This window comes from Paenibacillus sp. VCA1, from assembly GCF_031583795.1.
Taxonomy (GTDB): Bacteria; Bacillota; Bacilli; order Paenibacillales; family Paenibacillaceae; genus Paenibacillus_AQ; species Paenibacillus_AQ albilobatus.
In genome coordinates this window covers 32860-45544 of sequence record NZ_JAVLSX010000024.1, presented here as the reverse complement: position 1 = coordinate 45544, position 12685 = coordinate 32860, and the positions used below count along the sequence as shown (strand labels likewise).

The following is a 12685-nucleotide window of genomic DNA, read 5'->3' as shown; positions in this document are numbered from 1 at the left end:
AGCGGGTGATGGGAATCGAACCCACGCTACCAGCTTGGAAGGCTGGTACCGCCCCTAGTCTGTGGTGTTCAATTTGGGCATAAAACCTTATAGATTAACGGTTTTTCGATTTTTCTCCTAGTCTGTGGTGGTCAAACATTAATCAAGTTTAGAAAAAAGTTTGCCCCTTTTTTGCCCCTTTTGCTTAAAGGGGGCAAACACCAAGGAGGAATATCGTTTGAAATTTGAAGACCTTACACCCGGATTGCCGGTGCGTATTGCTGATGGTCATAAGAGTGGTTTCGGTGGCCGTGGTGGTATCGTGTTGGACGTTGGAACGTTCCAGCTTATTTCCGGCGAGCTCCGGATCGGTGCTCTTGTTAGCACAGGCGAGGCAAAGTTGGTCATTGAAGCGGCAGACCTGGAAATTGTCGGTCTCGATCCTCCGGATCCGGGCTGGGAAGAGTTTAATATATAATAGAAGAGAAAATCTCCGCCGGCATAAAGCCAGCGGAGATTTTTATATGCTTGCGGAAATGATGTCCCCGAATTTAATCCAATCCCAATCATCATCGTAACGTAATTTAATTTCCTTCGTAAACATGTTAATCACGGTGACAAATCCGGTCACATGCTTATCCTCGTATGAATCGTATAGCTGGAGCGTAACGGGAACATGTTGGTTAAATGAATCCTGTAATGCCTGCCCGATCTGTTGCCACTCCTGCTCATCAATTACCGGCTTCGGCCTCGGGTCCTTGTGGATCATGTATCGGTTGTATGCTTCGCGATGTTCCGGCAGCATCATCCGGGATGATTCAAACAGGCCATTTCCCTCCAGTTTTGTCGCCATAACAACAATCCTCCATTCAGAACATTTGTTCTTATTATATACAAACATACGTTCGTTTATCAATTACAATAAAAGGATCCTCCAGCAGATTGCCAGCGGATCCTTTTATTTACCGATGCTTTCGGATTGCACAACGGTATTTCCGTATATGTTGCTTTTATTTTACATTATAATATTATTCTTGTAAATAAATAAAAAAACGATCCGGAACCACTCGGACCATTTTTATTTATTTAAGCACCTTCGCGTTCCAATTCATCCATAGGAATAAACCAAGCCTTCTTCCCATAGTTTCTTGCCCAAAGAATTTGTTGGCTTTTTGGATGTTTCCTCCAAGCTCTCCAAATCCCATAACATCCCAATCTTTCATTCCATACAACTTTATGATTACTATTACTATTCATTAACACATCATCCTCTTTTATAAATTTATTGCCGAGAGATGATATGTGTGTTACAATATCGCTGTCAATGTTTGTTTAAGTCAATATTGTAGTGGTTCGCACACTCTTGTGTAGAATTTAACTACAAACTGTAGGCTCTCGGCAACTTCGAGAGTTATTTTTTTTGCTCTGCATATTTGTTTCCCTCCTTTTAACACAGGTTATCACTTACTTATTTATTGATTTCAATTGTATACGAGCAGCATCTTGTGAAACACCGCAGTTCTGCATTACTTCAAAAACGGACATCCCTTGAATTATATGAGGTGGAGCAAGTAGTTCTCCGGCAAAGGCATTTGCTTGCCACTCCGGGTCCCGGTATGCAGGTAATTGCCCTGACTTCTCCCTATTTCTAGCAAACGAGATTCTTTCTTTCGTATGTAGAAAATAATGTCCGATTTCGTGTGCCATGGTAAGCCGATCTCTCGGTTTACCTGCTACTGCTCCATCATAGACATCTTCCCTCAGTTTTATAACCTTATCTTCGGGATAAGCCAAACCATGATTCGAACCCATTTCATGTTTGGGCAGTATCTCTAAAACAAAGTTTTCGTCCATCTGAGGCATAACAAATTCTAGAAATTCCCTGATCGGGAAATACCTAGTGTCGGTTAGACCCATAACTTTACGAATATCATTCACAAAGTTTCGAATATCTTTTCTTGATAGCGGAGAGGCTTCATAAATACTCACTAATCCACCTCCCCTGCATTTCTTCTCTGGAGAATATTCCAAATCTTTGATTTTTCATTTTCATCCAGTTCCTTAAATTCTCGAGCAAATGACATTACCAGATTTCTGTCTTTGCTACTGGCTTCTTGCAAGTCGATTTTTACAGATAGTTGAGAGCCCTCGATTGCAGATTTCAATTTCTCGACCTGCTCAATATCGAGCTCATACAGATTGGTAATTTTTTCGAGCCAATCATGAGGGATATTCCGCTTGCCTGTTTCGACGGCTGACAAATAGGATGATGTAACATTCAATTTATCGGCCATTTCCTTCAGCAACTCTCCATTATCAATTCTCAATTTCCGGCAAAATTTACCGAACAGAGTTAACATGGATGCTCCCTCCTCCCTATATTAAATTAGCTGGAGATGGTATTTCCTATATTTACATATTAACACAACTTGTCCTTCTGAGTCAACAAAAAATGTTGATTATTTTCACAATGCATGTGTCATTTATTTTATAAGTAATTATAAATGGATCATCGCCCTGCCAACTGAGGTCAGCAGGGCACAAGATTATTTTTCTTTTTCGATTTGCTCCAGCTGCCGTTCGAGCTCAGCAATGCGCCCTGTATTGCCGGCGATCAGCTGCAGCAGGTTTGTCCGCAGCCGGTTAAGAATTACCGCTCCTTCTTCCCGCGTCATCGTATCCCCCGGCCGCGTCCCATCAACATATCCGTTCTTCGTCATTGTGTCCCAAGCTTCGGCCGCCCAGGCGCTTACTTTGTTAATATCACGTTCAGACATCTTCTCTCCATCCTTTCCCGATTGTTTTTTACCATACCTGCGCCGCAGCTCGTCGACCGTACCGTCAAATTCATTGAGATCGACCGGGCCAGAGATCCCCGGCACTTTGCGCCCGCCGCCCGGGAGCTCGCCACCAAGAGTGCCGTCGCTGTACTGCCAAAACTCCCAGCGGTTCCACCCCGCCGCGTCCGCCGGCGCTTGATTGCTGTACCTTGCGATCCAAAGCGGATAATCCTTCAAGCCACTAAACCGGCTGATAAATGACGGATAAGTGTAAACCATCGGCTGCCGCCCGGTCAGTCGTTCGACTTCTTCCAAGAAGGCCTTGGCTACCGCAGTGCAGCCGGCAGGCGTTAATCCGCCTTTGTTGCTCTCGTAGTCCATAACAAACGGCAGGTCAAACACCTCCGGCCCGCCTGCCGCTTTGATTGCATTGTGAAATACCTGAGCTGCTGCCCGTGCCTTGTCCGGAGTTGTCACCGAATCGTCCACGTAATGGTACGCCCCTATCAATAGGCCCGCGGCCTTAGCGCCTTTAACGTTAGCCAAAAACTTATCGTCCATGCTGTTTTGGGTTGCCTTAATGAAAGCAAAAGAAATGCCGGCAGCTGCCACCGCCGGCCAATCGATTACGCCCTGCCAATGCGATACGTCGATCCCTTGGGCATTGCCCTTACTCCGATTTTGCATCGCTATCAGCCCCAATCTTTGCCTGTTTGACCGCTTGATGACCAAACACTGCAAAAGCGCCAGCAAGGATGCCCTGTATAAGCGACTCAGCGCCCCAGCCAAGCATCCATACCGTCAGCAGGATGGATACTACTACTACAACATAAACGATGCTCCAGTCGGGCACACGCGGCGTCTGCTTGATCATGTATCCAATAATCCAGCATGCCGCCACCACAATCAGCAGCTTAGGGTCAATCAATGTCCAAATCGTATTCCAATCCATATTTCATCCATCCTTTCGGAGTTTTTTATCCAGCAATTTTGATAGCCGCCACAATCGCACCCATTACAATTGTGATTGCAGCGCCACCGACGGTTCTCCACAGCCACTTCTGGCCGTCCTCGATCCGATCCAGGCGGTGATGAGCAGACTTGACCGATTGCATAGCTTCCCGCGCCAGCTCCTTGGCCGCTTCGGTCGTGGCTGTAAGCGTCGGCACCTGTTCTAAGGTCTTCTCAATCCGCGCGAGCTGTATTTGTATCTCGACCAACGCTTTGGTCGTTCCCTCTTCCATGTCGATCGCCCTCTCTTCCGGCACATTGTTTCCCCCTTTGTGTCTCTATCAAAAGAAGCCCCCGGATCGCTCCGAGGGCAAAATAAAAACGCCTTTTGCGGCGCTAGTTTATACTGCTGTTCCGTTTACAACCTCCGTTACTACGTTTTTCAGGTTATAAAGCTGCGGTACTTGCTCGACCTTATAAGTCCCGGCCATAACCAAGCTTACCCATACCTTTACAAGCCCGCTGTCCTTGGTAAATTGCATGATCGCTCACCTCCTTTCATCAGGCCGTTGGTGCTGCGGCCATAAGCATAGTTAGTTCGGCAACTGCTTGTTTCAACTCTTCAACTTGATCCGTTAATGGCCTTTGATGTACTGGTTCCTCAGGTTCCGGGTTATTAGGGTCCGGGTAGGAAAATTCAAGTTTTTGGGTCTCAGGATTGACGCGAAAACCATCACATGTTGCAAATTCCTCGGCGTATTGCCCAGGTTCCAGTTCCAGGATGATTACTGATTCGGGATCTCGCCCAATCAGATTGTAAAATGCTTGAAAGTCCGACTCGATCGATGGGCGTTCGAAGTCATCTAACACCTTCAAATCTCCTGTGTGGGACAATATAACACCAGTTGTTTTATCAGCGTATATTCGTCTGCCAAATACTTTCATTTCTATCCTCCTAACGCCCATAGGCATAAACTGTAATTCCTTTTGTTGTGTTATTACCATTGCTATAGTACAAATGGATGCCTGTCAATGTTGGAGTGGTTAAGTTGCCGTTATATGACATACCTGTTGATAAAGAACCTTCGGGATGTCTTAAATAAAAAGATGAAATACCTCCATCTCGATCTTCGACATTCGCGATTAAAAGGACTACCGACCAATTAAAACCAATATTAATGTCAAGATCCACGTTACCGTAAGGCGGCACAGAAATATCTTGCCTATAAAATTTTTTCCCTTCTTGAAGTGTTCCAACCAGTCCTGCAACATTTACTCCTGCTCTTAGATTTGCGGCTGTAAGTCCTGGAACAGCGGCAGTGACCCATGTAGAACCGTTAAAGTGGCCGTTTGGCGGACGAATAAAAAATCGATCTCCAGGCCAAACAGTAGACTCGAGTCCGGGCATGTGGTTGTTCTCTGCGCTCCGATTCGGCATCCTACCAGGCGTCCCGGCCACGGTGTTACCAACGAGCAGCGCATTTTGATTAAACTGCACGCCAGCAACCTTGCCCGCCCCGTTATGATAACCTGTTGGGATCGTTTGGTCAGCTGGTCCCGGTGTGATGACCACCGCCCCTTTGTTAGGCATTGATCCTGTCAACCCATTTCCACTGCCATTTGAGAATGTCTTTCCTGCTAAGACGTCGGCGGCCGTCGCATTTCCTGTTGCCCGAATAACCCCCGCCATTTTTGCAATGAGCTGCGCCCAGGTTTCATTGGTGGATGCCGCTACCCCAATGGAGTTGAGCGCGGCAACCACATTCGCTTTTTGCTCAACTCCAAGCTGCTTTGACGCTAAAGCCTCATCCATGGCCGCCTTTACCGCCTTTGGCGTCGCAGCCATTGCCTCGGACGTGCTATCGGTAGCGCTGGAAAGCTGCACGATGCCCGCCTCCGTTAACGTGGCAGGCGGAATATGGATGTTATCCACGTCCTCGCGTAATTGGTTAATCTCCTGTCCGATCTCGTTCATATCAGCCGGTTTGACTGTATCCGTGCCAGTCCAGTCTGTTTTAGCCATTCTTTATTACGCCCTCCTTTACCTCAATTGTTTGCAGCATCAAATGGTCCGCCGTGATCGGCACGTTAACCGCATTACTGGTCAGGACGTTATCCGCAGCGTCTTTCAGCTCGACCAATGTAATCAGCGATACCTCGGCCACGGGGACTACGTAATTGAGCGCCAGTACATTGTCAGTAACAGCCTTTACATCAAAATTGGTGATTGTATATGTTCCGTTGATGACCACCTTAGCTACACGGCTGTTTACGTACTCGGCTACATCATGCAACAAGCCCGTGTTTATCATTTAATCGGCACCTCCGGTCCGTAAGTTACGAAAGGCTTCTCCCCGAGCTTCCAAGATCCATCCAGCCTATAATTCCATGTCATTTCTTTCATGCCGATATGCTCTTCCAGGTCGATCGCCCCCTCAAGAGCGGTATTTTGCTGGTAGATCATATTAGCCGGCTTGATCGTCTCGATCGTCCGAATGACTTCCTTAAACACGTTGGCGTCGTCAATGTTGGTCGTTACGATCAACAAATGTTTTGCCAGATCCCGGGAAACGATCGTCATCCCCGGCCCGACCAACATATCGAGCTGCTGCTGCAGGTATCGGATCGTAAACGGCGGCTTGGTTTGGTACCTGTTAAGGATCCGCTTGCGCCGGAACTCCAGCGACTCGGTTTTTGGATCCGCTTGGATACCAAGCATCTGCTCGCGCCGTTTGATCGCCTGCAGGCCGGACGTCTCGACAAATTGATCATCGAGAAGCTGATTAACCGCGCCATCCATCAGCTCCAGCTCGGCGGACTCGGTTGCAGCCAACTCGACGAAATCTTCGATCCTTTCGTAAAAGTCGGGCAGGTGAATCAGGATGCGGTCGTTAGCCATGGATCGTCACCGTCCCAAGCTGCGGCACGTCGTCGGAGCCAAGCGTCAGGTTTGCCGGCGTCCCATTGATAGATGTGCCGGCGACGTCCTCCACCCCAGCCACCGTCAAAATACGTGCATCGATCTGCGCCGTCCGGACGACGAGCTGCTGCTGGTTGTGCCAGTCCCGTCGTAGCTCTAGCAGGTAAGACGTGATGGCTGCCTCGACATCCGCCTGAACCTGCCCTGGTGTGACGCCTGCCGCCAGCGTCAGCGTCGTCTCGACGTTGATTGTGACCCCGGCCACGCCGAAAATCGTAACGACGTGATCGATTGGAGCCTGGCCGATTCCCTTGCCGCTGTTAACGGTCGGATCCATGATGGTCTGCACCTCTTCAACCAGTGTCTGCGATGGCGGCGTCCAGTCGGCGGCAATGATCGTGCATTTAACCGTGCCCCCGCCCTGCCAAACCGGATAGACCTTGGTAGCGCCCACGCCCGGGATCTTGTTAATCCGCTGTTTGTAATCAGCGACGTTGCCGCCAAAGGCCGGCTCGTTAACAGCCTCATAACACCGCTCTCGCAGCGCATCGTCTGACTCCTCGTCCTCGCCCGGCACCAGGACATCGCCGAGTACAGCCCGAGATAGGTTTGCCACGTAATCAATCGGCAAAAGCGCTCCAAATTGAAAATTGCCGACCGTCCCGGCTGTTTCACAAACCAGCTTGAACACGCCCGCGGTGATACGCTCTTTTGCCACAAAGGTCAAGTCTTCGATCGCAAAGCGGCTCCCGAGCGGCACGTCCATTGGTGCGTCACCCGATCCGTAAAACAGTCCTTTGCGCTCAGCGGGCGTCGCAGCAGCTCGGTTAACACCGAATTCGGCCGTCCTGCGACTGAGGTACTCGCCCGATGCGGTATCGACAAAAGACAAGTTGTAATTGATGTCCAAATCGATATACATCTGGGCCAGCTCAGCGGCCGCCGGCGCGCAGGCATCGTAAATGACGCTTCCCTCACGTTTGTCGATTGTATCCGGCACCCGGGAGAGCATGCGGTCCAAAATATAATCAAATGTCATGTGCTCATACATTCCGGCTCACCTCCTGTTCAAAACTGCCGTAAACCGTGACCACTCCGAACCGAAGGGTTATCTGGTCGCCCAAAATCTCGGCTTCAACGTTTTGCACCGACTGAATTCGATCATCCGGCATTAACGCTTCCTGGATCATACGGGTTGCTTCGGACCGCACAAATTCCGGACTGCTGCCAAGAAGCAACGTCAATTCGTGGCCATAGTCGAAGCTGTATATATCGTGCCAAAAGCGATCAGTCTGAAAAACCTTGAATACAGCCTGTTTAATTGCGTCCAAGCCATCGATCTTTCCAACTATTCTTTTTTTGTCAAAATCAAGTTGCCAAGTGAGGGACGGTAGCGGCTGAACATCCAGCGACTCGTCCAGCAGATTCTCATCCGTTTCCGGGATCATGCGCTCACCACCCTATCCAAAATGACATATTGTTGACCACCCTGTACCCGAAGCAGGAGCAGCTTATCTCCGGCCTCAAGTCCGCGCCGGATGACGATCGGTTTCTCCGGCAGCGCTGGCTTGGTTTGTTTCGTGCTCGTTCCGGATCCGCTGTCATCGGTGTATTCATGTGAATGGTGCAAATCGATTTCATAATGGATTAGCGACTCAGGCACAAGCAAAAAATCCGCCGGAAGTGTAAAACGTTGGTCGACGTTTACTTCGAGCGGATCCGTATTGATTACTTCGCCAAACATGACGGCAGCAGGGTTGCCCGCAGCCATTGCGTCCATGGCGGCCTTTTTCACTGTACTTAATAAATCAGCCATCAAACCACCCTCAAATCAAGTGTCATTGTATGCTCTGCGCCATCAAAATCATGTGAGCACTCATCCACTAGCAGCGCCTGATCGACGCCATACTTGGAGATGACAATACGGACGCGCATGCCGGCGCGGATCCGGATATCACCAAGAGCGCTCACCTTTAGCGATTTGGATTCTCGGTTTTTGAGCTTGGCCAGGTTGGTCAGCATTTGATTGATCTGCGCTTGGTTCATGTCCTCATCCACGCTTTGGTAGAGCTGCAGCACGCCCCATCGCTTGATATTAACGCTGTCCTTGGCCATGTAGACTTCCCGTTTTCCCGACTTTTTGTTGTCTTTGTACAATTTGATCTGATTGTACGTATCGTTATCGATCGATCGGTTGATCTGGTAATCGTACATAAGGCTTTCGTCGCCAACAACCAGATCCAGCTGCATGTCGTTCACCCCGCGCAAGCAGAGCGATCCAAAATCATCGTACAGGCAGTAATCCCGGCCAGTGCTGCTATAGGTGAGCGTGATCGCCTTGCAGATGATATCCAAAAGCTTCTGACCATCCTCGCTCATGGTCGGGATCTTGTAGCCGGTGTCAGCCACCTTGCCGAGCTTCAAATTAAAGTCTTTGGCGATCCTCTTTAAGACATCCGACGCCGTGACGCCCTTGAATACGTAGGTATCCGTATTCATCAGGTACCGTACCTGGTCGTATGCGGTGATCTTGACGGCCTCGTCGCGGCCTTCGTCGATTGAGAAAATATAGCCATGAAAGATGTTCTTTTTATCGAACTGAACACGGACAATGTCACCATTGTTATACGTAAATTTTTCAGTTTGGACGGGGCGAATCATGGTGAACGATAAGCTGCCGGCTTTGCCCATCCGGGACGTCTTCCAGCTTAAGCTCTCGACTATTTCGCTGACATCCCATTCGGCGTCCGTGCTGGCCCCCTGGCGGTTGATGAGTTTTACGGATAATGTCACGGTAGCTTCAACACCTTTCCGGGCTTTAACTTTTTCAAATCAGAGTCCTTGAGGCCGTTTAGCTTCTGGATTTCTTTCCAGCGCGAGCCGTTCCCGAGCTGCTTTTGGGCTACCGTCCAAAGGCTCTCCCCAGCGCGAAGGGTATAGGTTTTGGGCTTTTGTTTGTAATTTGGCCGAGCCTTGGCCGCGGATTTCTGGATCGTCTTTTTCTGCACCTTCCCGCCGCCGTTGACCGTCTTGGTGACGATTTTGCGGGCAGCGTAAAAGACGTATTTTTTGAGCCGGATATCGTATTCGATATCTCCGGCGCTGCCGGCAACCTCTTTCCAGGTAAACGACTCGATGCTGGCAGGCGTGTTGATGTCGTAAGTGTCCGACGTAAAAATAAACCGGATCGGCTTTTTCGTCTCCCGCCATTTTTCGATCATCTTGATGTACTCGACCGGGTGCAGCAGATCGTCCGTCGTCACAAACGGGTACCACTGAGCCGGGAAGAGGCCGCTGAAGCTGTACTCCGTGAGCTCCGGATCCTTGATCACATTGATCTGCCCAAGCCCAACCACATCGTACGTACTTCCTTGACCGGACTCGCTGACCTCGATCTCAGAGGGATTGATCGGGAGCCGCAGGACCTCGGCTTTATTGTTAAAGCTCAGCTCGACACCATAAACTCGCACCATTATCCCTCCTTATCCATAAACGGCATCCGCGGAGGATGCGATATCTTGCTCCAGTTTTTCGGTGATATGGGCGACAATGGTATCAATGTCGCTTTCGTGCCGGACGTGCGTATCGCCAAAGTTTACCGATGGCTTGATCGTCACGAAATTCTGGATGTTCTTCATCTCGGCGAGCTCACGCATCATCTTCAAGTCCTCGCTGCTGATATCCACCTTGCCCTTGACCTTATCGACCTGGCCTACTTTCCCGACTTTGGCTACATTTTTATCCTTGTCGTCGACTCCAATCGTCGGCATTTTCGGCGTGGAGACTCTGCCCGGTATATTGGCCTTGGTTGCTGCCTTGGCAGCGCCGGATGCAGCCGATTTTGAGTTTTTCTGAGCCGCCTTTTCGGCTTCTTTCTTAGCTCGTTTATCTTGGCGGTCCTTAATAAATTCCTGCACTTTAGCTTCACGCTCGGCAGCCTTTTGCACAGCATTTTGTTTCATCCCCTCGAGCTTTGCAGCCCTCGACTGTCTCGCAGCCTCAGCTTCTGCAGCGGCAGACGCGGAGATTTCCAAGTGATCAAAAGTCTCTAGGCTTACTCCCGGGATTTTATTGAGCTGTGTTATTACCCAGTTAATTTGGTCAATAACACCATTGGCTAACTGCTCGACAATTTTCAGCGACTGAACTTTGGCCCAATCGAATGCATCTGCGATGCCATTCCCTACCCATGTAAAAAAGATAGGAATCTGATCGAAGAAATTCAGGATTCCATTCCACACTCTCAACAGACCTGCCGCAAAGGCGTCATTGGTATTCCAGAGAGTGACTAAGGCCGTAATGACTCCAATGATAAGAGTAGCTATCAGCACAAAAGGATTAGCATTCATGATTGCATTAAGGGCAGCCTGTGCAGCATTGGCAAGCCATAAAGCCACGGTCATTCCTTGAGTTAATAAAAGATAGGCGCCCAGAGCCCCTACAATCCCCCAAATGATCGGCTCGATCCAAGACCAGTTATTCGATATAACATCCGAGAGCCAGAGCGCGTTTTCTACCAACATGGCAATGGTTTGTGCAGCAAACGTAAGACCGGCCGCTAGACCATCGAAGAACGGCTGGAACTTCCCGTCTTGAAAAGCCTCGTTAAGTGTTGTTATCAAAGGCATTAAAGCCTCGACAGATCCCTGGCCAGCTTGTGCAAAGCCGAGTGCAAAATTCCTTTGGAACACTTCTAGCTGGAACCCGAGATTATTCTGAAGGGCTGCTGCTGCTTTTGCCGTTGCCCCCTCAAAATCCCCCAAACCTTTCTGGCCCTCCTGCATTGCGAGGATAACGGAATCTTGGAGATCCTCCCACATTGTGCCGAATATCTTCAGGCCGACCGTATTCCGGTCTGTGGCATTATCCATTTTGCCCAGTGCCATCAAAGTTGCCTGGTAAGCGCGGTTGGCCGATTCACCGCCAGCAGCGATTTGTGCGGCCATCTTGTTTGAGTCCATTCCCAAGGCAGTAAATGCTTCCTTGCTTGTGTCAGAGAGATCCTTCATGCGGATGAAACTCTCTTTCACCGCGTCCCCCACTTTATCCAAATTCCATGCGCCCTGCTCACTCCCCGCGATCAGCGTCGCAAACATCTGCTCGGCCGACATGCCGAGTCCGGAAAAGTGTACGGAATACTCGTTGACCGTATCCAGCAGGTCTTTGGCGTAGTTTCCGCCGCGCTGGAATCCGGTAGTAATCAAGTCGAGCGCCTTCGTTTCGCTTAATCCTTGAAAGTTTGCCATCAATGTCCGAGTAACCTTGGACAATTCCCCGATATCAGTTTCGCCTTTGGCTACCTGCTCGACTGCGTAGGCGGATTGCGTATAAGCAGCAGATGCTTCTTGCGATAGGCCCTTTAGATTTTGGCGAACAGTGGCAACATCATTACTTACAGCCTGAAGAGATTCGCCCCAGCCCGCGGCATAGACATTTTTAACGCTTTGCAACAGGGCTGCAGCCTGACCTTCGTCGATTCCGACCTGGGCCTGAAGCGTTCCCTGGAGTTGCTGTTGATCGGCCGCCCCGCCAGTGGTCCCATTAATCAGTGCAGCTCCGCCTAATACGCCTGCAGCGATCCCTAATAAGTTGCCCATCCCACCAATTATGTTGATTCCCGAACCTCCGTTGCCGCCTGGCCCGCCACCAGGGCCACCTCCATTTTGAATGGCTTGCGTTAAATGCTCAATTTCAATCCGTAGTCGATCAATTGAGCTGTCGAGACTCCCCATTGCGCCGGACAACTGGGCGTTTACGTTTAACTGTACATTGGCTTCGATCCGCCCTATTTGAGATGAGATTCTACTGCCTAAATTGGCCGCGTCATGCAGAGCCTGAGATGTGTCGATCCGTACGCTGATGTCGCCCACAGGCCGTTCAACCAGACGACGCATTCGTTCGAGCCCTTGGATGGCGGATTGAGTTTGATTGGCCACCCGGCGTAAAGGCGCGCTGAACTGGTCGATCATCCTTAAATGCGATGCGATAGTAGCCATGGAACACCTCCTTCGGCAAAACAAAAAGAGCCCCATAAAGGGCTCTTAGGCTCTCTGTA

At 49.7% G+C, this 12685-nt stretch carries 19 protein-coding genes; 1 reads left to right on the top strand and 18 read right to left on the bottom strand.

Annotated features, from left to right (window positions below; translation table 11 throughout):
• Nucleotides 1-217 precede the first annotated feature (217 nt).
• Nucleotides 218-457 (top strand): hypothetical protein, encoded by a 240-nt coding sequence (locus RJP21_RS30025; protein WP_310862466.1) that lies wholly within the window; start codon nt 218-220, stop codon nt 455-457.
• Nucleotides 458-499: 42 nt separating this feature from the next.
• Here RJP21_RS30025 and RJP21_RS30020 read toward each other — a convergent pair whose 3' ends face one another.
• From RJP21_RS30020 to RJP21_RS29935, 18 genes are all read right to left on the bottom strand, one after another.
• Nucleotides 500-832, bottom strand: coding sequence for a YolD-like family protein (locus RJP21_RS30020; protein ID WP_310862465.1), 333 nt, complete (start codon nt 830-832; stop codon nt 500-502).
• Nucleotides 833-1065: 233 nt separating this feature from the next.
• The gene (locus tag RJP21_RS30015; RefSeq protein WP_310862464.1) at nt 1066-1236 is read right to left on the bottom strand and encodes a hypothetical protein; all 171 of its coding nucleotides are present in this window, start codon (nt 1234-1236) and stop codon (nt 1066-1068) included.
• Between the two features lie 207 nt (nt 1237-1443).
• Nucleotides 1444-1968, bottom strand: coding sequence for an ImmA/IrrE family metallo-endopeptidase (locus tag RJP21_RS30010; RefSeq protein WP_310862463.1), 525 nt, complete (start codon nt 1966-1968; stop codon nt 1444-1446).
• Entirely contained in the window at nt 1968-2339 is a 372-nt protein-coding gene (locus RJP21_RS30005) for a helix-turn-helix domain-containing protein (protein WP_310862462.1), read from the bottom strand. The genes RJP21_RS30010 and RJP21_RS30005 overlap by 1 nt, the downstream gene beginning before the upstream one ends.
• A 186-nt stretch (nt 2340-2525) precedes the next feature.
• Nucleotides 2526-3446 carry a glycoside hydrolase family 25 protein gene (locus tag RJP21_RS30000; protein ID WP_310862461.1) on the bottom strand — a complete coding sequence of 307 codons (921 nt, stop codon included), beginning with the start codon at nt 3444-3446 and terminating at the stop codon, nt 2526-2528.
• Nucleotides 3430-3711: a phage holin family protein gene (locus RJP21_RS29995; protein WP_310862460.1), complete on the bottom strand. Its 282-nt coding sequence runs from the start codon at nt 3709-3711 to the stop codon at nt 3430-3432. Before RJP21_RS29995 ends, RJP21_RS30000 begins: the two co-directional genes overlap by 17 nt.
• A 25-nt stretch (nt 3712-3736) precedes the next feature.
• Nucleotides 3737-4027, bottom strand: coding sequence for a hemolysin XhlA family protein (locus RJP21_RS29990; protein ID WP_310862459.1), 291 nt, complete (start codon nt 4025-4027; stop codon nt 3737-3739).
• An 84-nt stretch (nt 4028-4111) separates the two neighbouring features.
• On the bottom strand, nt 4112-4252 hold the full coding sequence (locus tag RJP21_RS29985) for a hypothetical protein (RefSeq protein WP_201452233.1): 141 nt from the start codon (nt 4250-4252) through the stop codon (nt 4112-4114).
• A 19-nt stretch (nt 4253-4271) separates the two neighbouring features.
• Nucleotides 4272-4655, bottom strand: coding sequence for a hypothetical protein (locus RJP21_RS29980; protein ID WP_310862458.1), 384 nt, complete (start codon nt 4653-4655; stop codon nt 4272-4274).
• Nucleotides 4656-4665: 10 nt separating this feature from the next.
• A complete protein-coding gene (locus RJP21_RS29975) occupies nt 4666-5733 on the bottom strand; it encodes a tail fiber protein (RefSeq protein ID WP_310862457.1) in 1068 nt (355 codons plus the stop codon).
• Nucleotides 5726-6022, bottom strand: coding sequence for a ketopantoate hydroxymethyltransferase (locus RJP21_RS29970; RefSeq protein ID WP_310862456.1), 297 nt, complete (start codon nt 6020-6022; stop codon nt 5726-5728). The genes RJP21_RS29975 and RJP21_RS29970 overlap by 8 nt, the downstream gene beginning before the upstream one ends.
• Entirely contained in the window at nt 6019-6609 is a 591-nt protein-coding gene (locus tag RJP21_RS29965; RefSeq protein WP_310862455.1) for a putative phage tail protein, read from the bottom strand. Before RJP21_RS29965 ends, RJP21_RS29970 begins: the two co-directional genes overlap by 4 nt.
• Complete coding sequence (locus RJP21_RS29960) at nt 6602-7681, bottom strand: baseplate J/gp47 family protein (protein WP_310862454.1); 1080 nt, start codon at nt 7679-7681, stop codon at nt 6602-6604. Before RJP21_RS29960 ends, RJP21_RS29965 begins: the two co-directional genes overlap by 8 nt.
• Nucleotides 7674-8078, bottom strand: coding sequence for a DUF2634 domain-containing protein (locus RJP21_RS29955; protein WP_310862453.1), 405 nt, complete (start codon nt 8076-8078; stop codon nt 7674-7676). Before RJP21_RS29955 ends, RJP21_RS29960 begins: the two co-directional genes overlap by 8 nt.
• The gene (locus tag RJP21_RS29950; RefSeq protein ID WP_310862452.1) at nt 8075-8446 is read right to left on the bottom strand and encodes a DUF2577 domain-containing protein; all 372 of its coding nucleotides are present in this window, start codon (nt 8444-8446) and stop codon (nt 8075-8077) included. Before RJP21_RS29950 ends, RJP21_RS29955 begins: the two co-directional genes overlap by 4 nt.
• Nucleotides 8446-9423 (bottom strand): XkdQ/YqbQ family protein, encoded by a 978-nt coding sequence (locus tag RJP21_RS29945; RefSeq protein ID WP_310862451.1) that lies wholly within the window; start codon nt 9421-9423, stop codon nt 8446-8448. The genes RJP21_RS29950 and RJP21_RS29945 overlap by 1 nt, the downstream gene beginning before the upstream one ends.
• The gene (locus RJP21_RS29940; protein WP_310862450.1) at nt 9420-10103 is read right to left on the bottom strand and encodes a LysM peptidoglycan-binding domain-containing protein; all 684 of its coding nucleotides are present in this window, start codon (nt 10101-10103) and stop codon (nt 9420-9422) included. Before RJP21_RS29940 ends, RJP21_RS29945 begins: the two co-directional genes overlap by 4 nt.
• A gap of 9 nt (nt 10104-10112) precedes the next feature.
• Nucleotides 10113-12626 carry a phage tail tape measure protein gene (locus RJP21_RS29935; protein ID WP_310862449.1) on the bottom strand — a complete coding sequence of 838 codons (2514 nt, stop codon included), beginning with the start codon at nt 12624-12626 and terminating at the stop codon, nt 10113-10115.
• Nucleotides 12627-12685: the final 59 nt, after the last annotated feature.

Bases quoted from the DNA above. Each gene is read 5' to 3' on its own strand.
- RJP21_RS30020 (WP_310862465.1), bottom strand. From the start codon at position 832: ATGGCGACAAAACTGGAGGGAAATGGCCTGTTTGAATCATCCCGGATG.
- RJP21_RS30015 (WP_310862464.1), bottom strand. From the start codon at position 1,236: ATGAATAGTAATAGTAATCATAAAGTTGTATGGAATGAAAGATTGGGA.
- RJP21_RS30005 (WP_310862462.1), bottom strand. From the start codon at position 2,339: ATGTTAACTCTGTTCGGTAAATTTTGCCGGAAATTGAGAATTGATAAT.
- RJP21_RS30000 (WP_310862461.1), bottom strand. From the start codon at position 3,446: ATGCAAAATCGGAGTAAGGGCAATGCCCAAGGGATCGACGTATCGCAT.
- RJP21_RS29995 (WP_310862460.1), bottom strand. From the start codon at position 3,711: ATGGATTGGAATACGATTTGGACATTGATTGACCCTAAGCTGCTGATT.
- RJP21_RS29985 (WP_201452233.1), bottom strand. From the start codon at position 4,252: ATGCAATTTACCAAGGACAGCGGGCTTGTAAAGGTATGGGTAAGCTTG.
- RJP21_RS29980 (WP_310862458.1), bottom strand. From the start codon at position 4,655: ATGAAAGTATTTGGCAGACGAATATACGCTGATAAAACAACTGGTGTT.
- RJP21_RS29975 (WP_310862457.1), bottom strand. From the start codon at position 5,733: ATGGCTAAAACAGACTGGACTGGCACGGATACAGTCAAACCGGCTGAT.
- RJP21_RS29970 (WP_310862456.1), bottom strand. From the start codon at position 6,022: ATGATAAACACGGGCTTGTTGCATGATGTAGCCGAGTACGTAAACAGC.
- RJP21_RS29965 (WP_310862455.1), bottom strand. From the start codon at position 6,609: ATGGCTAACGACCGCATCCTGATTCACCTGCCCGACTTTTACGAAAGG.
- RJP21_RS29960 (WP_310862454.1), bottom strand. From the start codon at position 7,681: ATGTATGAGCACATGACATTTGATTATATTTTGGACCGCATGCTCTCC.
- RJP21_RS29955 (WP_310862453.1), bottom strand. From the start codon at position 8,078: ATGATCCCGGAAACGGATGAGAATCTGCTGGACGAGTCGCTGGATGTT.
- RJP21_RS29950 (WP_310862452.1), bottom strand. From the start codon at position 8,446: ATGGCTGATTTATTAAGTACAGTGAAAAAGGCCGCCATGGACGCAATG.
- RJP21_RS29940 (WP_310862450.1), bottom strand. From the start codon at position 10,103: ATGGTGCGAGTTTATGGTGTCGAGCTGAGCTTTAACAATAAAGCCGAG.
- RJP21_RS29935 (WP_310862449.1), bottom strand. From the start codon at position 12,626: ATGGCTACTATCGCATCGCATTTAAGGATGATCGACCAGTTCAGCGCG.